Source organism: Actinomyces sp. HMSC075B09 (assembly GCF_001812395.1).
GTDB classification, from domain to species: domain Bacteria; phylum Actinomycetota; class Actinomycetes; order Actinomycetales; family Actinomycetaceae; genus Gleimia; species Gleimia europaea.
The window spans coordinates 22,767-45,476 of sequence record NZ_KV808743.1; the positions used below are offsets into that span (position 1 = coordinate 22,767).

The following is a 22,710-nucleotide window of genomic DNA, read 5'->3' on the forward strand; positions in this document are numbered from 1 at the left end:
CAAATTGACGGTTAAAGCCGTGGGGATTTTTGCCTTTTAAATCTCTGACTCTAAGGCCTTGGAGGCGTGCGCTCCATGGCCTTAGACGTGCTTAGGAGCCTCTCTACCTTTTCGCTTCTCAAGACTTGCTCGAGACCGGCTATGACTTCACTCAATGTAAACTAGGCAGCGATAGCTTTAGCGCCCATGATTCACATTTAAATCTTCCATCAAGTTCCGGAACCACATTATTCCTGGTAGCGGAGTTTGACAGCGCCGTTTCTAAGGATGCAAAACTGAGCTTTAAATGCATTCCAGAAAAAGGTCAGTTAGCGGTTGAGTTTCAAAAGGAAAAGGAGAAATAAGACAATATCATTCTAAGTTTACTGACCTAGAACCAACACCACTGATCCACCGTTAACGCCAGGTCACAGAAGCGCATTTTCCATCTCCGTTAGCGAGTTAAACCCCAAAACCCTATCCGAACAGGGAAAACGCGATACTAGGTAACGCAAAACTCAAACCCGCTAACGCAAGCGATTTTGCCCCCCTAAGCGATACTCGCTAACGCAAAAGGGTACTTATCAAATCCGACGTCTAAGTGGAGCGAGTGACGGGAATCGAACCCGCACTATCTGCTTGGAAGGCAGAGGCTCTACCATTGAGCTACACTCGCGCGGCGAAGTCGGCATTCACCGCTTCGACAAATGGAAATGTTACCGGAAAACCTCCGAGTTGTGAAATGCAGGCCGTTACCCGCTATGATTGTCTCTTGGCACGGGGTGTGGCGCAGCTTGGTAGCGCGTCCGCTTTGGGAGCGGAAGGTCGTGGGTTCAAATCCCGCCATCCCGACAGTTGGGTCCTCAGCAAACCGTTGAGGACCTTCCTCATTTCACCACCCTCAAGATGCGATACCCCAATATGTTCGAAAGACTGTTGGCATGATTAAAACAAAGTACATCGCACTAGTATCTGCCAGCGCTCTCGCATTTGGCCTAACCGGTTGCACTGCCATCTCGAATGAAGAAGCGCAAACAACGGCCCCATCGCAAACAGCCACCCAGGCGCAGGAGACAACTGAAACTACGGGCGATCCATCCTCCGATATCATCCCGTTCGCCGACAACCAGACCGCTATCGACGCGATCAAGGCCGTTGAAGCTGAATCTGGTGGAAAGGCTGTGAGCCTAGACCGTGAAGACTCCAAGAGCCTGTGGGAAGTCACCGTTATTCACGGCGAAAACGAAATCGAATACTACGTTGATGCGGCCGGTAAGGTCACTAAACACGAAACTGACAACGCTGATGGCGATGACAAGAAATACGTTGCGCAGGCCATACCCATGATCGACGCGATCGAAAAGGCCTTAGCGGACGTCCCAGACGGTTACATCGACGAGGTAGAGCTCGATGAAGACAACGGCACTGTCACCTGGCAAATAGACTTTGACGACGCTAACGCCAAGGACTACAAGAAGGTCCGCCTAGACTACCAGTCTGGCTCTGTTGTAGAGGTAAGAAACGACTAGTCAGGCGCCAAAACAAGTAGCCCGCCCGCAGTCTGCCCACAACGAAAGGTAGCGACTCGGGCGGGTTACGCGGATAAGTATTACCAAAACTTAAGAATTCACCAGCCGCCCACTTTCGTTAAGGTTGAGGCATGGCAAATTCTTATTCAGACTCACTGACTGATCCGAAGATCATGGATCAGTCCGTTAAACCGACCGAAGACTTCTACCGTCACGCAAATGGAACGTGGCTGAAGGAACATGAGATTCCTTCCGACCGTCCCAGCGATGGCGCGTTTTACAAGCTACGCGACGAAGCTGAGGAGCATATTCATACCATCGTCGAGGCCCTAGACCCGGCCAGTGCGGACGTGGAAGAGCAAAAGCTCGCCACCCTCTACGGCCAGTTCATGGACGAGGAGGCCGTTGAGGCACTCGGCGCAAAGCCGCTGGCCCCCGACTTTGCCCTCATTGATCAGGCAGAAACTCACGCGGAGCTTGCCGTCGCAATGGGCAAGCTTGCTACCACGGGCGTTGGAGGAATTCTCGAGGCCATCATCGACGCGGATATGAATGATCCGGCTCGCTACACGGTGTTCACTTACCAGGCCGGCATCTCGCTGCCCGACGAGGCCTACTACCGCGAAGATCAGTACGAAACCGTTCGCCAAGGTTTGGTCACCTACCTGAATAAGGCTCGTGAAATCATCGCCGCCGACGCACAGTTTGAGGGCTGGGCTGGCGCTGTGGGTGAAGCATTTGGCGCAGACGTATTGGCGTTCGAAACCAAAGTTGCATCCCACCACTGGGACAATGTGAAGACTCGCGACGCCGTGGCTTCCAACAACCCCACCACTTTCAGCAAATTCGCTGAAAGTTCGGGCAACTACCCCTGGACCGCCTGGTGGGAAGCCACCGGCCTGCCCACCGCCGGCGACACGCCCGTTAACGTGCGCCAGCCCTCCTACGTTGAGGCGATCCCCTCCCTCTGGAATGACACCGCCTTGGAAACGCTGAAGAAGTGGGCGTACGCGAAAGTCATCCAGGCGCGTTCGGCTTACCTTGCCAAGGCATTTGTTGATAACGGGTTCGAGTTCAACCGCCTCCTCACCGGCGCCACCGAGCAGCGCCCCCGTTGGAAGCGCGGCGTTTCATTTGTTGAAGGAGCGATGGGCGAGGCGCTAGGCAAGAAGTACGTTGCCAAACACTTCCCACCCGAATACAAGCAGCAGATGAACAAACTGGTGGAACACCTGCTGGAGGCCTACCGTCGCTCCATCTCGCAGTTGGAGTGGATGGGTGAAGAAACCCGCGAGCGCGCTCTGGATAAGCTGGCAGGATTCACTCCCAAGGTTGGCTACCCGGACGAGTGGAAGGACTACTCAAAGCTCACGCCTGGCGCCACCCTGGTTGAGTCCGTGCGCGCGGTTGCGCAGTTCCACGTTGATGAGGAGGCCGGCAAGCTGTCTGGCCCCGTCAACAAGAAGGAATGGTTCATGACCCCGCAAACGGTCAACGCCTACTACCACCCCACGATGAACGAGATCGTGTTCCCCGCGGCCATTTTGCAAAACCCGTTCTTTGATCCAAGCGAGACTGACGCGGTTAACTTCGCAGCGATCGGCGCCGTTATTGGCCACGAAATCGGCCATGGTTTTGACGACCAAGGCTCGCACTATGACGGCGAAGGCAAGCTCAACAACTGGTGGACAGAGCGAGACCGCAAGGCTTTCGAAGAGCGCACGTCTAGCCTCATCGCCCAATACGATGCGTTCTCACCCGAGCAGCTTGACGACTCACACAAGGTGAACGGCAAGCTCACAATCGGTGAGAACATTGGTGACCTTGGCGGCCTTGGCATCGCGTGGAAGGCCTACCATATTGCCCTCGAAGAATCCGGACGCACCGAAGCCGATGAGGAGCGCGGCGGCCTGACCGCCGCCCAGCAGTTCTTCTACTCATGGGCGCGTATCTGGCGTTCCAAGTCACGTGATGAGTGGGCGTTGCAACTGCTGGCCATCGACCCGCACTCCCCCTCGGAATTCCGCTGCAACGGCGTGCTGCGTAACGTGGATGCTTTCCACGAAACGTTCCACACCGAGCCTGGCGACGGCATGTGGCTAGACCCCAGCGAACGCGTGGAAATCTGGTAACAGACCCGCACCCGCTCTTTCTACTTACGCGGATAGAGCGCTCGCGGCTCACGAGATTTTGCCCCGCTGAACACCAAACACCTGTTCAGCGGGGCAAATTTTGTAAAAAAGTGTAAGAATTGTGTAGAACACGTGATAAATATCCATCACGCAGATTTTGCAAACCAACAGGACACAGGAGGCAACATGCCAGGGCAAAACCTGACGCGCGCTGAAGCTGAAGAAAGATCAAAAATTGCAACCGTCTACCACTACGACGTGGAACTAAACCTGGCTGAGAATGAAGAGACCTTCACCTCCAAAACCGTGGTGGACTTCGACGCGCACGAAGGCGCTGAAACCTTCCTGGACCTGATTGCCGACGAGGTCTACTCGCTGGAAGTAAATGGCGAACAAAGAGACACCGCCGCCTTCCAAGACTCGCGCATCCACCTGGACGGCCTAAAAGACCGCAACCGCGTCACCGTGGTAGCCAAATGCCGCTACATGCACACCGGCGAGGGCCTACACCGCTTTACCGACCCAGCCGACGGCAAGTCTTACTGCTACTCCCAGTTCGAAGTACCGGACTCGCGCCGCGTTTTTGCCGTATTTGAACAACCCGATATGAAGGCGCAGTTCACCTTCCACGTGATCACTCCCGCCGACTGGGTAGTGTTCTCCAACTCGCCCACGCCTACGCCCAGCGACGTGGACGGGCTGAAGAGGTGGGATTTTACCCCCACGGAACAAATCTCCTCCTACATCACCGCGATCATTGCAGGCCCGTACGTTGGTAAAACCGGATCGCTTGTATCTACCGACGGGCGGGAAATCCCCCTCGGCGTTTACTGCCGTCAGTCCCTCGAGTCTTACCTTGACGCCGACTGGGTGATGGACGTAACTCGCAAGGGCTTTGCCTTCTTCGAAAAGGAATATGGCCGCCCCTACCCGTTCCGCAAGTACGACCAGATTTTCGTGCCCGAATACAACGCGGGCGCAATGGAGAATGCCGGATGCGTAACCTTCCGCGACCAGTACATCTTCCGCGCTAAGCCCACCGCAGCCGAGCTCGAGGGCCTAGCAAACACGATCCTGCACGAGCTTGCCCACATGTGGTTTGGCGACCTGGTAACCATGCGCTGGTGGAACGACCTGTGGCTCAACGAGTCCTTCGCCGAGTTCATGTCCCACCTGTGCCTAGCCGAAGGCACCGAGGAATGGAAGAACGCGTGGATCGGCTTCATGGCCCGCAAAGACTGGGGCATGAGACAAGACCAAATGCCCACCACGCACCCCATCGTCGCTCCCATCCGCGACCTCGCAGATGTGGAAGTAAACTTCGACGGCATCACCTATGCCAAGGGTGCGGCCGTACTTCGCCAGCTGGTGTCATACGTTGGCCGCGACAACTTCTTTGCCGCTCTCGGCAAATACTTTGAGAAGCACGCTTGGCAAAACACCACCCTGCCCGACCTCATGGGCGAGCTTGAAGCGGCCTCGGGGCGCGACCTTGAGGCCTGGTCTAAAGTCTGGCTGGAAGAAGCCGGCGTCACCCTACTTCGCCCTGATTTCAACTTGAACGAGGACGGCACCTTGGGCGAACTTGCCGTTGTGCAAGAAACCTTCACCCCCGGCTCCTCCCTGCGCCCACACCGCCTGGCAGTGGCCGGCTACGACCTCGTGGATGGCCGTATTGAACGCACGTTCCACGAAGAACTCGACGTTGCAGGCGAACGCACCATCGTTGAAAGCGCCCGTGGAATCAAGCGCCCCGCGCTGATCCTGGTGAATGATGGCGACCTCGCTTACGCGAAGATTCGCATGGACGAAGACTCCCTGCGGTTCGCAACCGCGAACATCGATAAGTTTGAAGATTCCTTGACGAGGTCGATCATTATCGCCTCCGCTTGGGACATGGTTCGCGACGCGCAAATGCCGGCCCGCAAGTTCATTGACCTGGTCATGGCTGCCCTACCCGTTGAACAAGACATCACGGTTATGGGCCTATGGCTGCGTCAACTGGACACCGCAGCTGCCTACTACACGTCAAACGAGGAGCGCCGCGAGGTTTTGGAGCGCGTCGCAGGCAGGTTGCTGCTACTTCTGCGCGCAGCCTCGTCTGGCTCGGACCAGCAGAGGCTCCTTGCCTTCGCCGCTGCCCGGCGCGCAACAACGCAAGAGCAGAGCGAAGCGATCGAGCACCTGCGGAGCAGCGAAGATACTCTGATGGGACTTGACCTAGATGTAGAACTACGTTGGGCATTCCTTACCGCCTCCGTTACTGCCGGTATTGCTGGGGACCTCCAGATTGACCAGATGCTGGCCGAAGACGCCACCATGACCGGCGAGCAGAAGGCCACTCAAGCCCGCGCCGCCAAAACGGACCAGGCCGTCAAGGACGCCGCGTTCGAAAACTTCATGTACAACCCCGACCTTTCCAACGACATGCGCATAGCCGCAGGCCGTGGGTACTGGGCCGGAGTTTCCACAAAGCCTGAGCTGTTCTCAGCGGGCGCCAAGAAGTTCTTCGACACCGCCCTGGACGTGTGGAACACCAACACGCCGCACACCGCGCAGTCCATCATGGCACTGGGCTTCCCCACGCCGCTTGCTGGCCGCCTCGACGATGTAGATGTCGTAGCCATTGGCGGGCAGTGGCTTGAAGAGCATAAGGACGCACCCGCCGGCCTCGTCCGCCTACTCTCCGAAAGCATTTCGGAGGCGCAACGAGCCGTAGCTATCCAACAGCTGTGACACCAGGTAAACACTGACAACCGCGGGCCCGCTCAATCAAGCGGGCCCGCTTTGTACCACGCCCGCCAATCGAGCAATCCAGAAAGATGACGCGTAGTATCCTAAATAGAGACGCAAAGCATAGGAGTGGAAATGAGCGACCAACACGCGACTCAGGCTGAAGCCATCGTTGCCGGTCTTGGCGGGAAAGAAAACATCGAATTTTTCGAAGCCTGCATCACGCGCCTACGCGTACAGGTTCGCGATCGCGCCCTGGTAAACGATGACGCCCTCAAATCTGCGGGCGCCTTCGGAGTGGTCAAAGTTGGAACCGTCGTCCAAGTAGTAGTGGGTCCAGAAGCCGACGAAATCGCCGACGAAATCGGACGCCTGCAGTAATGCTGGAAGTCTGCTCACCCCTAAGCGGAACCATAATTGCGCTCGAGGACGTCGATGATCCCGTCCTCGCCCAGGGCATCGTTGGATCAGGAATAGCCGTAGCCCCCGTGGAAGAACGCTGGCACGACGTGGTGTGCCCCACTGATGGCAAGCTCCTCAAAGTCCACCCGCACGCCTTCATCGTGTTTTGCCCCTCCGGCATTGGGATTCTCGTGCACCTTGGTATCGACACCGTCAAGTTGCGCGGCAAAGGCTTCGAAGTTCTAAAAGCCGAAGGCGATACCGTTCACAAGGGAGAAGCCATTGTCAGGTGGGACTCCGCCGTTGCGAAAGAAGCCGGCCTGTCCACTTCCGTATCCGTCATTGCATGCGATCTGCCCGCAGAAATGCTGACCATGCACACCTCACCCGGAAACAGTATCGCCCGGGAGGATCACCTTTACACCGTCAAGAGCGGATAGCCGGGCAGGTCAACCGAGACTGATTTAGCTCCCATGAATTGTTTGATCCCACGCATTGCGCGGGATCAAACAATTCAGAAACTAATCAAACTCAGCTATGGACAGCCTCATTCATCACATCTGCGAACCGCGCCAGCGCGGCGGGCGTTAGCTGCTCCACCAGGATCTCCCGGCCGCTCTCATCGCCCAACGGAATCTGCCAGTTCGGATACTGCGTGCTCGTGCCCGGGAAGTTCTGCGGGCGGCGCTCGCGCACAATATCAACCAACGACACCACCAGCAGGCGCGATGGCGTCATAGCAATATAGCGATGCAACGCATCGATCAGGGGCTGCTCCTCATAGCGATCCTCCTCATCTAGCAGGCCGTACTCGATCATGCGCGAGGTGAACATTTCCAGCTCCGCACTATCAGCTGCACGCACCACTTCCACCGGCTCCACAAGAAGCCCAAGCTCCTCGCGGATCGATGTTTGGATACCCTCCAAATATCCCGCGGTTGGCGGCAAATCATGCGTATTTACCGCAGCGAGAACGTCACGGCGATAGTTCTCCGGACGACGCGGCGAACCGTCATCCTCACGCTCAAACCACAGGATTGAGGTGCCGAGCACTCCGCGATCATTCAAGTACCCACGAACCCACGGTTCGACCGTGCCCAGGTCCTCTCCAATCACGATCGAGTTATTCCGGTAGGCCTCCAGCAGGAGGACGCCAACCATCGCTTCATGATCGTAATTCACGTACGTGCCAAAATTCGCGGTCTTACCGTTAGGAATCCACCACAGGCGGAACAGGCCCAAAATGTGGTCGATACGGATCGCGCCAGAGAACCGCGCGGCCGCGCGAATCATCAGGCGCAGCGGCTCATAACCAGCCTGCGCAAGCGATCGCGGATTCCACGGTGGCTGTGACCAATCCTGGCCCAGTTGGGAATACATATCCGGCGGCGCACCAACCGTCATGCCGCGCGCAAACAATTCGGGCTGCGACCAGGTTTCGGACCCATACGGGTGCACGCCAACCGCGAGGTCCGACATGATGCCAACACTCATGCCATCGCCAAGAGCGACCTCCTGCGCATTATCCAGCTGATTTCGAGCAATCCACTGCATCCACATGTGGAAGCGCACCTGCTTGTTGTTCGCCTCCGCATACGCGGCAACCGCAAGAGAATCTGAATCCGCGTACTTTTCGGGCAAATGCAGCCCGTAACGCTCCACCAGCGCACACCACACGGCAAACTTGTACAGCGCCGGACCGCCCTCAGCAATGAAACTATTGAACTCGGCTTCACGCTGCGCGCTGCGCCCAATCGTGAAAATCTCCCACAGCGCCCGGACCTTTGCCGACCATGACGAGTCCCGATCAATCAGACCAATGTGGTCCGAATCTTCCGTGCGCGAGGCCTCGTTGAGCTCCTCCACATACGCCTTCGCGGTATCGGTAAGATCCGCATACTCAGCAACCAGGCGCGGTGCAATGTAAAGAGGGGAAATGAACTGGCGAGTAACCGGCAGATACGGGGAGGCCTCAATCGGCACCACCGGAGCCGACGCGTGCAACGGGTTGATCAAATGGAAATCCGCGCCAATCTGCGCAAACGTGCGGTTCATTGCCGCCAGAACCCGAGCATCACCCATGCCCCAACTATCGTTAGCTCGAACCGAGTACAGCTGGCTAGAAATGCCCCACTTCTTACCCGCGAGCTTCTCATCCAGATTGAGCGCGCTCGGAACCACAATGAGGTGAGATTCGGCCTCTTCACCACTACCTAGATGCGCGTAAAGCTTGTGATAGCCCAGCGGGAAATCCGTCTCCAGAGCAAACGCTGCCCGGCCCCGCATAGCGCCATTCACTTCACGAGGGGGATCCCAGTTGTCCACCTGGCGAAGCTCACGCGCAGAGCCGTCCTCAAATGCCACCGAAACACTTACGCTCTCCCCATCGGGAACGTGCACCAGTAGCTCGCCATAATTTCCGCCGCGCAGCACGGTGGTGGGTGGCAAAACCGTCAGCCACTTGTCGTCTTCAAAACCCGCAATGCAGCGATCCAACTCAGTCGCATCCGGAGCGTCCGATATGCCCACGCCCAGCACCTGCAACGTTGTAATCAACGTTTCTGCACTCACATCCAGCAGGTTGCCGTGCCAATCCCAAAAACTAGTAGATACGCCATTTAGCTGAGCAAGGTGCTGCAAACGATCCATATTGGCTACATCGAATGAAAGCTGCGTCATTGAAAACTCCCGGTGCGGTGGGTATCACACCAATTTTAGTCTGATAACGCTCAGGCCCAAAATTATTGCGCACCTACTCCCCTCGGGAAGGTAAGTGCGCGAAACGTCTAGCAAAACACTGTTGCTTTAATGGCCTCGTTCATTTCAGCCACGAGGACATCAGAAGACCGTCCCACAATAATCTGCACGTAGCGGCCCGACGACACAACGCCTATCGGACTGGTCTCACGAATCACGGCTTCACTAACAAGTGCCGGCTCCGAAACGATGGCGCGGATACGCACGATGCAAGACTCAAGGTCCTCAATATTTTGAGCGCCCCCGAGCCCTTCAACGAGTTTCTCTGCAATCGTCACTTTCACTCCTCCACACATGTAACCCGACTCACATAATAGTGTCTCAGATTACAAATTGGAAGTGGCAAAAGTACCAGCCGGCGTGCAGACCGCGTCGATTCACGGGAGAATAAGGGCTATGACTGCTCCGATTGGCGTTCCCACTATCACCAGCGAACCCCTCGCCTCCGTTCTGCGAGTTCTACAGCTACGCGGCGGCGATAAAGATCGCTTCGAAGCTGATTCACTGCCGCAGATGAATCGAGTGTACGGCGGGCAAGTGCTCTCCCAGGCCCTGCTGGCCGCGGCCGCAACAATCGAAGATAACAACGAGCGACCACCCCACTCACTACACGCGTACTTCCTGCGCGGCGGCGATCCAGCCTGCCCGATCAGTTTCGATGTGGCGCGCACCCATGACGGACGCTCATTCACCTCCAGGCAGGTGAGCGCCACGCAAGACGGGCGCGACCTGCTCACCCTCATGGCCAGTTTTCAGCTACGCCAATCCGGCGTTGAACACTCCTCGCAAATCCCGGATGTTCCCGGCCCGGAAGAGCTTATCTCCGCCCTCGAATACTTCCGCTCCCTTAACCACCCGGTTGGCAAGTTCCTGGGTAAAACCGCCGCGTTTGACGTGCGACACGTCCAAGAGAACCTGTATATCAACGCCTCGCCCAACAAGAGCCGCTGCCAACAGCTCTGGATGAAACCGCGCGCCGAAATAACTGGTACCACTCCCCTGACCTCGCGCGCTCTGCTGGCCTACGTTATAGACCAAGTCATGATGGAACCCGCACTGCGCACCCACGGCCTATCGTGGCTCACTCCCGGCCTCGCGCTAGCCAGCCTCGACCACGCAATGTGGTTCCACCAAGATTTCGACATCAACCAGTGGCTGCTTTACGACCAAGAATCCCCGTCCGCAAACGGCGCGCGTGCCACGGGACATGTGCGCGTGTTTACCGAGAGCGGCGAGCTTGTTGCTGAGGCCATGCAAGAGGCAATGCTTCGCCTTCCCGAAGAAGGTTGCGCGCCCTCAAGCTGGGGTTTTGAAGTCCCACCCGTTTCATAAGTGTTTCACCACAGTAAACGAGCAACGAAGTTTGCGCGTCCAAACTTTTGTTTTCTGTACAGCGGTTTCCTCTGCCCCTTAAAATGAAGTGCAACGATTTTGCGTTTCATCCCAAAAGGAGAAGTTTTAATGAGGAGATCTGTGAAGACCCTAGTCGCAGGCGCAATCGCAACCGCCGCACTAGTTGTCTCTCCACTCGCCGCATTTGCTGAGGATCCCGTCAGCGAATCCGGAAGTGGCGCGGAAGGTGACGTTGTCACAATGAACCTTTTCAATATGACCGACATCCACGGTCACATTGAAAAGTCGGAATACAAGCGCAAGGTGACCGAGGCCGGTCTGGCTTCCACCGCCTGCTACGTGAAGAACGAGAAAGCCAAGAACGAGAACTCTGTGTTCACCCTTCTTGGCGACAACATCGGTGCTTCCCCGTTCACTTCGGGCTCGCAAGACGACAACCCAACCATTGCAGCACTGAACCATTCGGCCGTTTTCGCTTCAGCGATTGGTAACCACGAGTTCGATAAGGGCCTCGACGTGCTCATGAAGCGCGTGAACGGTGAAGGCGGATACATCAAGATCGGGTTCCCCTACCTGGCCGCCAACATTGTTTCCAAGGCCACCGGTGAAACCCTGTTTGATCCGTTCAAGATCTGGGAGTCTCCCTCTGGTGTGAAGGTAGGCTTCATCGCCGCCATTGAAGAGGATGCGCCCACTAAGGTAGCACCCGGCACTTTTGACGAAGTTAACTTCCTGCCGGCAGCTGAGACAGTAAACAAGTACGCCGCAATCCTCAAGGACGGTCAAGAGGGGAACGGTGAGGCCGACATCGTCGTTGCACTGTACGACAACGACGTTCTGATCTCCGCCCCGCGCCTCTCCAGTGATGTTGACATCCTCATGGGTGGCGATACGCACAAGCCGTACTACTTCTCTGGCGATAACGCTCTTACGAACAAGGACGGTAAGCCGATCGTTGCTACCACTGCGTCGGGTAGCTTCACGGACAACCTCGCAAACGTTGAGGTGAAGTACAACAAGGTCGAGAAGAAGATCGTAGAAGCCAAGGCTGTCCAGATCCCCGCAGCCGACGTTGTAGCTTGTGGCGAAGACGCCGACGTGAAGGGCGTTGTAGACGAGGCCGTAACCAAGGCTAAAGAAGCCAAGGAGAAGGTCGTTTTAGAAACCGACAGCGCTTTCTACCGCGGCAAGCAGGCATCCGGTGAAAACCGTGGTACCGAATCCACCCTGGGTAGCCTTGTTGCTGACGCGATGAAGGGTTCCTTCACCAAGCTTGATGGCAAGCCGATCGACATTGGCATCATCAACGCTGGTGGCCTGCGCGCAGACCTCGTTCCAAAGGACGGCAAGCTCACCGTTGGCGACGTTTTTGCGGTAGCGCCGTTCTCCAACGAAGTTGGCTACGTTGAGATGACCGGAGCACAGTTCAAGACGCTGCTTGAACAGCAGTGGAAGGAAATTGGCGAAAACTCCACGCGTCCCATGCTGAAGCTCGGCCTGTCTAAGAACGTGAAGTACACGTACGATCCAGCTCGCCCGATGGGCGATCGTATTACTTCGATCCTGCTCGATGGCCAGCCGATTGATCCGCAGGCTACCTACTCGGTAGGTTCGGTAACCTTCCTCCTTGCTGGTGGCGACTCGTTCGACGTGCTCAAGGAAGATTCAATCAAGGCTACCCTCACCACCATCCCGGATGGTTTGGACCGCGAGTGGATCCAAAAGTACCTAGAAGATAACCCGAAGGTTGCTCCTCGCGCAGCAGTTTCCTCCGTTGGCGCCACGCTAACTCAGAGTGAAGAGAGTGTAGACGGCAAGCCGGTTGTCTCCGGCACGCTGGCACTACGCGGTCTCTCGTTCTCCGGACCGGGCGAAGCAGCGCCGAAGAACGTCACGCTTTATGTTGATGGCAAGAACGTGGCAACCGGCGCGGTCAACAACACGCTGGAAGACGCAAATGCAGCGAACGCAAACGCAATCGTAACTGCTGACGGCGTTGGCTACACGGACGCTCCGATTGAGTTCAGCGTCACGGGGGTTTGCGAGGACCGTTCGGGAACCGTGAACCTGCCGCTAACAGTTAAGGCCGGCACCGCCGATGAGCAGAGCGCTGATACTCCAGAGCTCATCTCGGAAGCCTCTGGCCTGACCCTCACGGTGGACTGTGGTCCGGCTGCTGAAGAGCCCGGTGAGGGCATGGTTGTGACGCCGGCTGCGCCGGAGTTCATCAATCCGTCTGCCTCCGATCCAGCCTCGTGCACGGTAAAGCCGTACGCAACGGTTAAGGACATGGAGGGCGTGAAGTACACGGTTACCGTGGACGGCAAAGAACTCAAGGCTAACGCCGAGGGCAAGTTCGTCTACCCCTACGGCAAGACGATCATCGTCAAGGCCGAGCCGGTGGACGGATTCACTTTCGTACCGAACGCTAAGACCGAATGGTCTTGGACCGCAATGATGAACGACAAGTGCAACACGGGTGTAAGCAAACCACTGGCTAAGACCGGTGTCTCCGTGCTTGGCACGGCTGCTGGCGCACTTGCCCTTCTGTTCGCAGGTGGCACGATGCTAGCGCTTCGCCGCAAGCAGGCGTAGGCTCATCTAGCTGAACTAGCTACAGATAAGGTTTTGGCCCGGATGTTTGAAACATCCGGGCCAAAACCTTATCTACTTGAAGTAGGTTAGCGCCGCGCGGGGCGAAACCGTTTAGTCGCGGGTTAGGCGACGGTGCGTTACGCGGTGTGGGCGCGCGGCTTCTGGGCCGAGGCGCTCAATCTTGTTCTTCTCGTAAGCTTCGAAGTTACCTTCAAACCAGTACCAGTTTGCGGGGTTCTCTTCGGTGCCTTCCCAGGCAAGAATGTGGCTGGCTACACGGTCAAGGAACCAGCGGTCGTGAGTGACCACAACAGCACAGCCGGGGAACTCCAGGAGAGCGTTTTCTAGGGATGCCAAGGTTTCAACGTCGAGGTCGTTAGTTGGCTCGTCCAATAGAAGCAGGTTGCCGCCCTGTTTGAGTGTTAGTGCTAGGTTCAGGCGGTTGCGCTCACCACCGGAAAGCACGCCCGCGGGCTTTTGCTGGTCGGCACCCTTGAATCCGAACGCAGACACGTATGCGCGTGAGGGAACCTCAACGTTGCCAACCTCCAAGTAGTCGAGGCCATCAGACACCACTTCCCACAGCGTCTTGTTCGGGTCAATGCCTGCGCGGGTTTGATCCACGTAAGAAATCTTGACCGTCTCGCCGATCTTCAGATCGCCACCATCTAGTGGTTCAAGCCCAACGATCGTCTTGAACAGCGTGGTTTTACCAACACCGTTGGGGCCAATCACACCAACGATGCCGTTACGCGGTAGCGAGAATGACAGGCCGTCAATGAGCTTGCGATCCCCGAAGCCCTTTTGCAGGTTCGAGGCGTCGATAACGACGTTACCGAGGCGCGGGCCCGGCGGAATTTGGATTTCTTCAAAGTCCAGTTTGCGGGTGCGCTCAGCCTCTTCAGCCATCTCTTCGTAGCGAGCCAGACGGGCCTTTTGCTTTGCCTGCCTACCCTTCGCAGAAGTGCGAACCCACTCGAGCTCGTCCTTTAAGCGCTTCGCAAGCTTGGCGTCCTTCTTACCCTGAATCTGAAGACGTTCCTTCTTCGTTTCGAGGTAGGTGGTGTAGTTACCCTCGTACGGGTACAAACGCCCGCGGTCGACCTCAGCAATCCACTGGGCCACATGATCTAGGAAGTAGCGGTCGTGAGTTACTGCAATGACTGCGCCTTGATAGGACGCCAGGTGCTGTTCCAACCACAGTACTGACTCAGCGTCAAGGTGGTTAGTGGGCTCGTCCAGCAGTAGCAGGTCCGGCGCCTCAAGAAGTAGGCGGCATAGCGCCACGCGGCGACGCTCACCACCGGACAGAACGTTCACGGGCGTGTCTGGTGGTGGGCAACGAAGTGCATCCATCGCCTGGTTGAGCTGCGATTCAAGATCCCAACCATTCACCGCGTCGATCTCGGTTTGTAGCTTGCCCATCTCTTCCATGAGGGCATCAAAATCCGCATCCGGATTAGCCATCTCTTCCGAAACCTCGTTGTAGCGCTTCAGTTTCGCTACCGTATCACCAACACCAAGCTCCACGTTTTCAAGAACAGTTTTGTCCTCATCCAGCGGGGGCTCTTGCTGCAAGATACCAACCGTGTATCCGGGTGAAAGACGAGCTTCACCGTTTGACGGCTCGTCCAGGCCGGCCATGATTTTCAAAATCGAGGATTTGCCGGCACCGTTGGGGCCAACCATGCCGATCTTAGCGCCCGGGAAGAACGCCATCGTCACGTCGTCAAGAATTACTTTGTCTCCGTGCGTCTTGCGCGCACGAATCATTTGGTAGATGTATTCAGCCATGCCATACCTTCACGTTTAACTAGGCTTAGTCGAGCCTAGTGTACGTGAACCGCCGGCCCGATCCAACGCGGGCCGGCGGATTTTCACGGTTTAGCGGGTAGCTAGTTCCTTCACGGGACGGCTGTATGCGGCCGTGCCATACCCGAGGTCGTGTCCGATGGTCGTAGCGGTTATGACCAGCTCTGTCCCTCTGCTTCCACTCTGCGGGTTGGACCACTCGTTGACTTCGAGCCGACCAGTTACAATCACCGGCTGTCCCTTTTGTAAAGACTGGGCCGCGTTCTCGGCTAGCTGACCCCACATTTTGACCGTGTACCAGGCCGTAGACGCATCATGCCAGTTCCCGGCATCATCACGCCCGCGTCTGGTTACGGCCATACGCGCCCTCGCCAGCTTTGATCCTGACGGCAGGGTTTTCAGATCAATGTGCGACCCGAGGCGGCCACGAACGGTAATGGTCACTGCGTCTGCTGAGAACGTCTTCAACCTCGACGAGGTTGGCACTGCAACAGTTGCAGTTGTGGTGTTGCTATCTGCAACCACGGTATCGGTGTTCCAAGTTTCTTCCATGATCTCTCCTATGCTTCGCCACCGCTGCGCCTAAACAGCAGGAATCCGCTGCCTAGGGATGCAAGGCCAAACGCGGGCAAGAACAGGCTGGTAGCTCCGGTTTTTGCAAGTGTTGGCGGCTGGTCGACAGTGGCTGTAGTTGGCGTGGTAGTTGGCTCAGTTTCGGGCTGAGTAGTGGGCTCAGTTTCCGGCTGTGACGGTTCGGTAGTCGGCTGAGTTGTGGGCTCGGTTTCCGGCTCTGTTGGCTGCGTGGTTGGCTGCGTGGGAGGAGGCGGAACGCTCACGGTTCCGCTCGCCTCAAGTGAGCTTTTACCCCACGGCACTACCACCAGATCCTGGTGTTCAGGGTGTTCCCAAATGTTGATTTTGTCCGCGGGCAAGCCACTGACCTTAACGCGAACCGACACCTCGCCAGGATCCGAATATTCTGCCTGGGCACTGATAGGCTCTGCGGCGCTTGTAAGGGTATTCTTCACCTCGCCGGCACTTGCGTGTGTGAAAGTTACTTCCATGGGTAGTCCCTTGATCCACCCAGCTTTGCCCTTGACCCCTAGGTTTTCGATAGTAACCACGCCGTCCTTGTATGAAACCCACGGTTTTAGCGTGTATGGGCCAGCAATCTTCTCGGCTTCGGCAACCATCTGTCGAGCAAGCGCGCCACCGTCGTCAAGGTTCTCCACGGGAAACCTGCCATAGGTTGAAAGCTGGCTCTGCACCGCAAAGCTAAACGACTTCGCGTGATGCCCGCTCTTGGTAACGTCCTTTGCATAAAGGTGGTAGAGCGCGGCAACTACCCAAGTCTTATCCGCGCTCATCACCGTCTTAATATCGGTATTGCCAATGGATGTTGCGGTATTTCGCGGGGTTGCTTGACCAACCTGATAGGTCTTGAACGCAGCGTCTTTTGGCGCTACCGGAGCGCCTTTACGAAGCTGATCATCACCGGCGCACACCCCGTAATAATCTCCTGATTTAGCAACGAATAGCTGGCCCTGTCCAAATAGCTGCCACGGTTCTTCCGCCGCGAGCGCCGCCGGCGCACTTAGGGTTAGTGTCGCAAACAGAGCCGTTGAGGCCGCTAGGATTCGGCGCGTTCCAGTTTTCATATGAAGTCCTCTCAACTAGGTGGGTGACTTCATGATGCGAAGCGCAAACCACGCTGGAAACACCGCGAGGTTTTGGCTGTGGATACAGCTTTGCGCGGCCTCCTTGTGGAAACCGCGCAAAGTAGGCGTTAAGAGCTACGTCTCGAGGTTGCTCTACTCGATGTTTGGAATGCCAAGGGCTATAACCTCGGCGGCAACCTGCCTGGCCTCTTGTCTGCTGGGCCCCTCCCCCTGCGGGAAGAGAACGCGACGATAGTAGACGAGTTCTTGGATGGATTCGAGGATGTCCGCAAGAGCGCGATGGCCACCGTGCTTAGCCGGGGCTTCCTCAAACGTGCGGTGATACCAGCGTTTGGCGAGCTCTTTGATGGAAGACACGTCGACTACCCGATAGTGCAAGTAGTCGATGAGCTCGGGCATGTCGCGCTCTAAGAACGCCTTGTCGGTCCCAATCGAGTTACCGGCAAGGAGCGCCTGGCGTGGCTGCGGTACAAATTTCTTTACGTAGTCCAAAACCTCGCGCTGGGCTTCCTCAAGTGAAACACCGGTTTCAAACTCGTCGATCAGGCCGGATTCGGTGTGCATGTTGCGTACAAAATCCCCCATGTTGTCCAGCGCTTCTTGCGAAGGCCTAATGACAATGTCTATTCCGGGGTCTACAACGTTTAGCTGCTCGTCAGTGATCACGACAGCTACTTCAACAAGCCCATCTTTGTCAAGATCAAGGCCGGTCATTTCGCAGTCAATCCACACGAGCGGACGGCGTGGTTTTTTACTCATGCCTTCTACTCTAGTGATTTTTAGGCAAACTTTTTACCGTCGTTACTACCGTGGGAGATACGCGCCTGGTTATTGCCGGCGTTCACATGTGGGACGGCAAGACTACGTATTCGTATATTTCCATAAGATGTGGGCCATGGAATCCGATTTTCAACTCAGTGCAAAAGATATTGACGAGGCTGCGCAGCGCCTGGCCAAAGTGGCAAAGAAAACACCTTTGGAATACTCCCCTAGGCTCAGTGAGGAAGTGGGCGTACCCGTTTATTTGAAGCGCGAAGACATTCAGCTGTGCCGCTCGTTCAAGGTTCGCGGGGCATACAACAAGATTGCGTCCCTCAGCAATAGCGAGGCGGCACGAGGTGTTGCAGCTGCGTCCGCTGGAAACCACGCTCAGGGCGTGGCATATGCGTGTGCGACGTTGAAGATCCGCGGCAAGATCTTCCTGCCTTCCAACACTCCGCGGCAAAAACGCGATCGCATTGCCACCATCGGTGACGGATGGGTTGAGCAGATCATAGTTGACGGCACATTCGACGCGGCAAATGCGCAGGCTATGGAAGTATCTGAGCGAGAAAACCTAGTGTTTGTTCCCGCCTACAATGATCCGATGGTTATCGCTGGCCAGGGCACCATCGCCGTGGAGCTAGCCGAGCAAATTCCTGCAGATACCGACTGTGTTCTGCTTCCAATGGGAGGCGGAGGCCTCGCTGCCGGAATTGCGCTGTGGCTTAAAACTATGCGCCCCTCCATCAAAGTGATTGGCGTAGAGCCCGAAGGGGCTGCCTCCATCAAAGCAGCACTACGCGCGGGCAAACCCGTATCACTAGACCAGGTTGATAACTTCGTAGATGGCACAGCCGTGGGACGCGTTGGTGACGTTACATTCCCGATCCTGCGCGATTGCCTTGACGACGTAATCGTCATTCCCGAGGGCGCAGTGTGCTCTGAAATGCTTGACCTGTACCATTCCGAAGGCATTATCGCCGAGCCGGCCGGGGCTCTCGCCTCCGCCGCTGCACGCCGATACCTCCCCCACATTCCCAACGGACCTGTTGTAGCCATGGTTTCCGGCGGCAACAATGACCTGTCTCGCTACGCCGAAGTGCAGGAACGCTCGTTGCGTCACGAGGGGCTGCGTCACTACTTCCTGGTGACCTTCCCCCAAGAGCCGGGCGCCCTACTCGGATTCGTTCGCGATGTACTCGCTGAAGATCAAGACATCATCCACTTTGAGTACACCAAGAAAAACAACCGTGACACGGGCCCAGCACTCGTAGGCATTGACCTTGGTCGCGCCGCAGACATTCATCAACTGCGACGCAGGATGGCATCCTCACCCCTGCACGTTGAGCCGGTACCTCTCGACTCAGAAATTTTCCGCCTGCTCATTTAACGCATTTGGTTCACTTCGGTGAACCACCTAGAATAGGCGTGCAAACAGGCGCGAAAGCGCCGAGAGCCTCCGTAGCTCAGTGGATAGAGCAGTTGCCTTCTAAGCAATTGGTCGCAGGTTCGAATCCTGTCGGGGGTGCACAGCAAAATGGGAAAACAAAACGAGCCTGGGAAAACCCAGGCTCGTTCTTTAACTATCTAAGACTAGTCCTCGATCTCGATAGCACCAGCCTTGTAAGCCTTTACAAGGTGACGAGGCACTCGGACTTCGCGGCCCTGCACACGGATAGTCTGAAGCTCAGGGAGCTTAGCCTTCCACGACGACCGGCGAGTGCGAGTGTTCGACCGGGACATCTTGCGCTTAGGTACTGCCATAGCCCGCCCGCTCCTTCACATTCAAAAAGAATCGATCAATTACCAAGGTACACTTTGCCACGAATCGCGCCTAAAACACCACTGCAAACAGTGTGATTCGCGTGATAGGCACGTTGGCAACTGTTCTAGCTTAGCAAATTCGCCCCCAGCCACCAAAGAACGTGCGCAATCTCGTACATTTTGAGTTGGGCACCGCCGCTGTGCCAGATATCTGCAACGCCCTGCATACAATAAGCGGTAAGGAGGGCACATGCGCGGCGTTAAGACGGGAACCTGGGTTCGCAATCGGCTAGAAATCCAGCGGTCTGAGTTCATCACCACTTTGGCACAGACAGCTACCGAAGACGATGCACGCGCTTTCATTGCCACCACCCGTGAGGAGTTCCCTGACGCTACGCACAACTGCTCTGCGTTTGTAGTTAAGCCTGAAGGCTCAAACGAAATCGGGCACTCGAATGACGACGGTGAACCCTCTGGAACGGCTGGCGCTCCCATGCTCGAGGTGTTTCTACGCGAAAACCTGGTGGGCGTAACCGCGGTTGTAACCCGCTACTTTGGCGGCGTACTACTGGGCGCGGGCGGCTTGATTCGGGCGTACTCATCCTCCGTCTCCGAAGCGTTAAAACTTGCCCAAATTGTTGAGTTTAAGGACGTACTCCGCTTTGAACTGGACGCTCCGCACGCCTACGCTGGGCGAATCGAGGCGGACCTTCGCGCCCGCGGGTTCAACATCACAGATGTGGCATACGGACAGTTCGCAACTATCACCGTCGCTCTAGAACCCGCGCGTGAAAGCGAGTTTGCGAGCCTGGTTGCCGAGCTTTCCGGCGGAGGAATAATTCCACGTGCGATCGAGTCAACAACCGTTGAAGTCGACGCGTAACGATAGCACCACTATTATGGGCACGTGACCATTAAGAAAATTGTTTTTACACGAATTTCTAGCACCTTTGTGTGCACACAGTGTCTTTAGGGTGCCCGCTTGCCCGGAAAACGACGGCGCCGGCACCCAGCTTAAGTTCACGAATTTGAAACTTTAGAAGACAGACACACAGGAGATTTCACATGGCTAACATTGCCAACAATGTCACTGAAACCGTAGGACGCACTCCCCTAGTTCGCATTAACCGTATGGCCGGGGAAAGCACGAATGTCCTGGCAAAACTGGAATACTTCAACCCGGGATCATCAGTTAAAGACCGCATCGGCGTGGCAATCGTAGATGCTGCCGAGAAGTCGGGAGAGCTTACCCCCTGCGGCACAATCGTTGAAGCAACCTCGGGAAACACTGGTATCGCACTTGCCATGGTTGGCGCGGCGCGCGGCTACAAGGTAGTCATCGCAATGCCCTCCTCAATGAGCGACGAGCGCAAGAAGCTGATGCGCGCATTTGGCGCTGAGCTCGTACTCACTGACCCGAAGGCCGGCATGGCAGGCGCGGTAGAGGCTGCGAAGAAGATCGTTGCGGAGCGCCCCGGCTCGATCCTAGCCTCCCAGTTCTCCAACCCGGCTAACGTGCAGATGCACGAAGAGACCACCGGGCCCGAGATTTGGGCAGACACCGACGGAAACGTTGACGTGGTTGTAGCCGGCGTGGGAACGGGCGGCACGATCTCTGGAGTTACGCGCGCCCTCAAGAAGAAGACCCCGAACCTCAAGGCCATTGCGGTTGAGCCGGCTGAGTCTCCCCTACTTACCGAGGGCACTGCTGGACCGCACGGCATTCAGGGCATCGGTGCGAACTTCGTACCGGACAACCTTGACCGCAGCGTGGTTGACGAGGTCGTAACGGTGAAAACCGAGGACGCCCTGAAGACCGCCCGCCGCGCAGCCAGCGAGGAAGGCCTATTTGTAGGAATCTCCGCTGGCGCTGCCCTTTGGGCGGCCCTCGAGGTTGCAAAGCGCCCCGAGTTTGCAGGCAAAACTATTGTCACGGTTCTACCTGACACGGGCGAGCGCTACCTCTCCACTCCCCTGTGGGCGGACATTAAGAAGTAGGAGCCATGTCTAAGAAAGCGTCCCTGCCCTCCCTCTTGCGCGAGGACCTCGAAACGGCGCGCCAGCGCGATCCGGCCGCGAGGTCCAACCTTGAGGTTGCGCTGGCCTACCCCGGTGTCCACGCCATGTGGTCACACCGAGTAGCGCACAAGATGTGGAGGTCGGGAGCGCGCCTTCCTGCTCGCGTACTCTCATCGATCACAAGGTCCTTCACCGGCATCGACATTCACCCCGGTGCACGTATTGGCCGCCGCGTATTCATTGACCACGGCACAGGCGTAGTGATTGGCGAGACCACGAGTGTTGGTGAGAACGTGGTCATCTTCCACGGCGTCACCCTGGGTGGCGTCGCCATGGTGAAGGGCAAGCGACACCCAACCGTGGGGTCGAACGTGATGATTGGCGCGGGCGCAAAAGTGCTTGGCCCCATCAAGATTGGTGATCACAGCAAGATCGGCGCAAATGCGGTAGTGGTGCGCGAGGTTCCAACCGAACACGTAGCGGTTGGCATCCCGGCTCATAACCAGCCGCTTTGCGACCAATCGCGCGAAGCTGACCTGATTGTGGATCCCACACTATACATCTGAGCGGCTAAGCTTTTACGCCGCTGATCAAACGCGCATCCAATACTTTTTGGGTGCGCGTTTGTGTTGCCCGGGTGGTTTTAACCCACAAATCACGCGAACGGAACTAAAGTATAGATATGTCACAGCTCACACTTAATGCCAGACTGAAGTCGCTAACCGACTTTGCACGCCCGGCCGGAATTGAGCTAGCGACCATAACCCGCTATGACATTCCGGCCCTCGCAGCCCTCAACGTGGTTGCATATGACCTGCCGGAGACCGCGGAAAGCCTGTACGAGTCAATCGACCAGATGCGCATGTGCTTTGGCGGAGAGTTCGGCACTCCCCTCGACAATTCATTCATCGGCGCTTGGGCCGATGGTGATCTCATTGGCGCGATCTTCGTGACAATCGGGACGCCTTGGGACGATGCCGATAAGAGTCCATACATCCTTGACCTGATGGTCCACCCCGACTATCGCGGACGAGGCATCGCAACCGCCCTTATCGGCGAGGCCGCAGGACGCGTGGCCGCTGCCGGATATGAAGACATGTGCCTGCAACTAGACATGCGCGAGGCCGCGAGCGCTGCCCGGCTCTACGACTACTTGGGGTTCCAAGAGGCCTAAACGCTGGACGTGACTCACGC

At 56.8% G+C, this 22,710-nt stretch carries 19 protein-coding genes and 3 tRNA genes; 14 read left to right on the forward strand and 8 right to left on the reverse strand.

Going from position 1 to position 22,710, the window contains the following annotated elements:
* Nucleotides 1–581: 581 nt before the first annotated feature.
* Nucleotides 582–655, reverse strand: a tRNA-Gly gene (locus HMPREF2854_RS07620).
* A gap of 102 nt (nt 656–757) precedes the next feature.
* Here HMPREF2854_RS07620 and HMPREF2854_RS07625 point away from each other — a divergent pair.
* The 6 genes from HMPREF2854_RS07625 (at nt 758) to HMPREF2854_RS07650 (ending at nt 7,215) form a co-directional block, all read left to right on the forward strand.
* A tRNA-Pro gene (locus HMPREF2854_RS07625) sits at nt 758–831 on the forward strand.
* Nucleotides 832–920: 89 nt separating this feature from the next.
* On the forward strand, nt 921–1,508 hold the full coding sequence (locus HMPREF2854_RS07630; RefSeq protein ID WP_070621112.1) for a PepSY domain-containing protein: 588 nt from the start codon (nt 921–923) through the stop codon (nt 1,506–1,508).
* Nucleotides 1,509–1,639: 131 nt separating this feature from the next.
* Nucleotides 1,640–3,640 carry a M13 family metallopeptidase gene (locus tag HMPREF2854_RS07635; RefSeq protein ID WP_070621113.1) on the forward strand — a complete coding sequence of 667 codons (2,001 nt, stop codon included), beginning with the start codon at nt 1,640–1,642 and terminating at the stop codon, nt 3,638–3,640.
* Nucleotides 3,641–3,826: 186 nt separating this feature from the next.
* Entirely contained in the window at nt 3,827–6,376 is a 2,550-nt protein-coding gene (gene pepN / locus HMPREF2854_RS07640) for an aminopeptidase N (RefSeq protein ID WP_070621114.1), read from the forward strand.
* Between the two features lie 132 nt (nt 6,377–6,508).
* Nucleotides 6,509–6,754 carry a PTS sugar transporter subunit IIB gene (locus HMPREF2854_RS07645; protein WP_070621115.1) on the forward strand — a complete coding sequence of 82 codons (246 nt, stop codon included), beginning with the start codon at nt 6,509–6,511 and terminating at the stop codon, nt 6,752–6,754.
* On the forward strand, nt 6,754–7,215 hold the full coding sequence (locus HMPREF2854_RS07650; RefSeq protein ID WP_070621116.1) for a PTS sugar transporter subunit IIA: 462 nt from the start codon (nt 6,754–6,756) through the stop codon (nt 7,213–7,215). Before HMPREF2854_RS07645 ends, HMPREF2854_RS07650 begins: the two co-directional genes overlap by 1 nt.
* 91 nt (nt 7,216–7,306) lie before the next feature.
* On the opposite strand, the gene malQ is transcribed toward HMPREF2854_RS07650, so the two are convergent.
* Together malQ and HMPREF2854_RS07660 are read right to left on the reverse strand one after the other, a co-directional pair.
* The gene (gene malQ, locus HMPREF2854_RS07655; RefSeq protein ID WP_070621117.1) at nt 7,307–9,454 is read right to left on the reverse strand and encodes a 4-alpha-glucanotransferase; all 2,148 of its coding nucleotides are present in this window, start codon (nt 9,452–9,454) and stop codon (nt 7,307–7,309) included.
* A gap of 107 nt (nt 9,455–9,561) precedes the next feature.
* Nucleotides 9,562–9,810: a PTS sugar transporter subunit IIB gene (locus tag HMPREF2854_RS07660; protein ID WP_083309472.1), complete on the reverse strand. Its 249-nt coding sequence runs from the start codon at nt 9,808–9,810 to the stop codon at nt 9,562–9,564.
* A gap of 118 nt (nt 9,811–9,928) precedes the next feature.
* On the opposite strand from HMPREF2854_RS07660, the gene HMPREF2854_RS07665 reads away from it, so the two are divergent.
* Both HMPREF2854_RS07665 and HMPREF2854_RS07670 read left to right on the forward strand, forming a co-directional pair.
* Complete coding sequence (locus HMPREF2854_RS07665; protein ID WP_070621119.1) at nt 9,929–10,864, forward strand: acyl-CoA thioesterase; 936 nt, start codon at nt 9,929–9,931, stop codon at nt 10,862–10,864.
* Nucleotides 10,865–11,005: 141 nt separating this feature from the next.
* Nucleotides 11,006–13,480 (forward strand): bifunctional metallophosphatase/5'-nucleotidase, encoded by a 2,475-nt coding sequence (locus HMPREF2854_RS07670; protein ID WP_070621120.1) that lies wholly within the window; start codon nt 11,006–11,008, stop codon nt 13,478–13,480.
* Between the two features lie 111 nt (nt 13,481–13,591).
* Here the strand turns inward: HMPREF2854_RS07670 and ettA are convergent, their stop codons facing one another.
* The 4 genes from ettA to orn form a co-directional block, all read right to left on the reverse strand.
* Complete coding sequence (ettA, locus tag HMPREF2854_RS07675) at nt 13,592–15,274, reverse strand: energy-dependent translational throttle protein EttA (protein WP_070621121.1); 1,683 nt, start codon at nt 15,272–15,274, stop codon at nt 13,592–13,594.
* Between the two features lie 90 nt (nt 15,275–15,364).
* Nucleotides 15,365–15,844, reverse strand: a complete 480-nt coding sequence (locus HMPREF2854_RS07680) for a single-stranded DNA-binding protein (RefSeq protein ID WP_070621122.1) — start codon at nt 15,842–15,844, stop codon at nt 15,365–15,367.
* Nucleotides 15,845–15,852: 8 nt separating this feature from the next.
* A complete protein-coding gene (locus HMPREF2854_RS07685; protein ID WP_070621123.1) occupies nt 15,853–16,950 on the reverse strand; it encodes an LPXTG cell wall anchor domain-containing protein in 1,098 nt (365 codons plus the stop codon).
* Between the two features lie 153 nt (nt 16,951–17,103).
* A complete protein-coding gene (orn, locus tag HMPREF2854_RS07690; protein ID WP_083309459.1) occupies nt 17,104–17,730 on the reverse strand; it encodes an oligoribonuclease in 627 nt (208 codons plus the stop codon).
* A gap of 127 nt (nt 17,731–17,857) precedes the next feature.
* On the opposite strand from orn, the gene ilvA reads away from it, so the two are divergent.
* The gene (gene ilvA, locus HMPREF2854_RS07695; protein WP_186822499.1) at nt 17,858–19,123 is read left to right on the forward strand and encodes a threonine ammonia-lyase IlvA; all 1,266 of its coding nucleotides are present in this window, start codon (nt 17,858–17,860) and stop codon (nt 19,121–19,123) included.
* Nucleotides 19,124–19,188: 65 nt separating this feature from the next.
* Nucleotides 19,189–19,261 (forward strand) — tRNA-Arg (locus HMPREF2854_RS07700).
* A gap of 65 nt (nt 19,262–19,326) precedes the next feature.
* On the opposite strand, the gene rpmF is transcribed toward HMPREF2854_RS07700, so the two are convergent.
* A complete protein-coding gene (rpmF, locus tag HMPREF2854_RS07705; protein WP_016443825.1) occupies nt 19,327–19,497 on the reverse strand; it encodes a 50S ribosomal protein L32 in 171 nt (56 codons plus the stop codon).
* Between the two features lie 250 nt (nt 19,498–19,747).
* Between rpmF and HMPREF2854_RS07710 the strand changes: the two genes are divergently transcribed.
* The 4 genes from HMPREF2854_RS07710 (at nt 19,748) to HMPREF2854_RS07725 (ending at nt 22,690) form a co-directional block, all read left to right on the forward strand.
* Nucleotides 19,748–20,380, forward strand: a complete 633-nt coding sequence (locus tag HMPREF2854_RS07710; protein WP_070621124.1) for an IMPACT family protein — start codon at nt 19,748–19,750, stop codon at nt 20,378–20,380.
* A 182-nt stretch (nt 20,381–20,562) separates the two neighbouring features.
* Nucleotides 20,563–21,495 (forward strand): cysteine synthase A, encoded by a 933-nt coding sequence (cysK, locus tag HMPREF2854_RS07715; protein ID WP_070621125.1) that lies wholly within the window; start codon nt 20,563–20,565, stop codon nt 21,493–21,495.
* A gap of 5 nt (nt 21,496–21,500) precedes the next feature.
* Nucleotides 21,501–22,082 carry a serine O-acetyltransferase EpsC gene (epsC, locus tag HMPREF2854_RS07720; protein WP_034508322.1) on the forward strand — a complete coding sequence of 194 codons (582 nt, stop codon included), beginning with the start codon at nt 21,501–21,503 and terminating at the stop codon, nt 22,080–22,082.
* Between the two features lie 116 nt (nt 22,083–22,198).
* Entirely contained in the window at nt 22,199–22,690 is a 492-nt protein-coding gene (locus HMPREF2854_RS07725; RefSeq protein ID WP_034508325.1) for a GNAT family N-acetyltransferase, read from the forward strand.
* The last annotated feature ends 20 nt before the right edge of the window (nt 22,691–22,710 follow it).

Coding starts and splice junctions, on each gene's coding strand:
- cysK (WP_070621125.1), top strand. CDS start 20,563: ATGGCTAACATTGCCAACAATGTCACTGAAACCGTAGGACGCACTCCC.
- ettA (WP_070621121.1), bottom strand. CDS start 15,274: ATGGCTGAATACATCTACCAAATGATTCGTGCGCGCAAGACGCACGGA.
- pepN (WP_070621114.1), top strand. CDS start 3,827: ATGCCAGGGCAAAACCTGACGCGCGCTGAAGCTGAAGAAAGATCAAAA.
- HMPREF2854_RS07630 (WP_070621112.1), top strand. CDS start 921: ATGATTAAAACAAAGTACATCGCACTAGTATCTGCCAGCGCTCTCGCA.
- epsC (WP_034508322.1), top strand. CDS start 21,501: ATGTCTAAGAAAGCGTCCCTGCCCTCCCTCTTGCGCGAGGACCTCGAA.
- ilvA (WP_186822499.1), top strand. CDS start 17,858: ATGTGGGCCATGGAATCCGATTTTCAACTCAGTGCAAAAGATATTGAC.
- rpmF (WP_016443825.1), bottom strand. CDS start 19,497: ATGGCAGTACCTAAGCGCAAGATGTCCCGGTCGAACACTCGCACTCGC.
- HMPREF2854_RS07650 (WP_070621116.1), top strand. CDS start 6,754: ATGCTGGAAGTCTGCTCACCCCTAAGCGGAACCATAATTGCGCTCGAG.
- HMPREF2854_RS07635 (WP_070621113.1), top strand. CDS start 1,640: ATGGCAAATTCTTATTCAGACTCACTGACTGATCCGAAGATCATGGAT.
- HMPREF2854_RS07645 (WP_070621115.1), top strand. CDS start 6,509: ATGAGCGACCAACACGCGACTCAGGCTGAAGCCATCGTTGCCGGTCTT.
- HMPREF2854_RS07725 (WP_034508325.1), top strand. CDS start 22,199: ATGTCACAGCTCACACTTAATGCCAGACTGAAGTCGCTAACCGACTTT.
- HMPREF2854_RS07665 (WP_070621119.1), top strand. CDS start 9,929: ATGACTGCTCCGATTGGCGTTCCCACTATCACCAGCGAACCCCTCGCC.
- HMPREF2854_RS07680 (WP_070621122.1), bottom strand. CDS start 15,844: ATGGAAGAAACTTGGAACACCGATACCGTGGTTGCAGATAGCAACACC.
- HMPREF2854_RS07710 (WP_070621124.1), top strand. CDS start 19,748: ATGCGCGGCGTTAAGACGGGAACCTGGGTTCGCAATCGGCTAGAAATC.
- HMPREF2854_RS07685 (WP_070621123.1), bottom strand. CDS start 16,950: ATGAAAACTGGAACGCGCCGAATCCTAGCGGCCTCAACGGCTCTGTTT.
- malQ (WP_070621117.1), bottom strand. CDS start 9,454: ATGACGCAGCTTTCATTCGATGTAGCCAATATGGATCGTTTGCAGCAC.
- orn (WP_083309459.1), bottom strand. CDS start 17,730: ATGAGTAAAAAACCACGCCGTCCGCTCGTGTGGATTGACTGCGAAATG.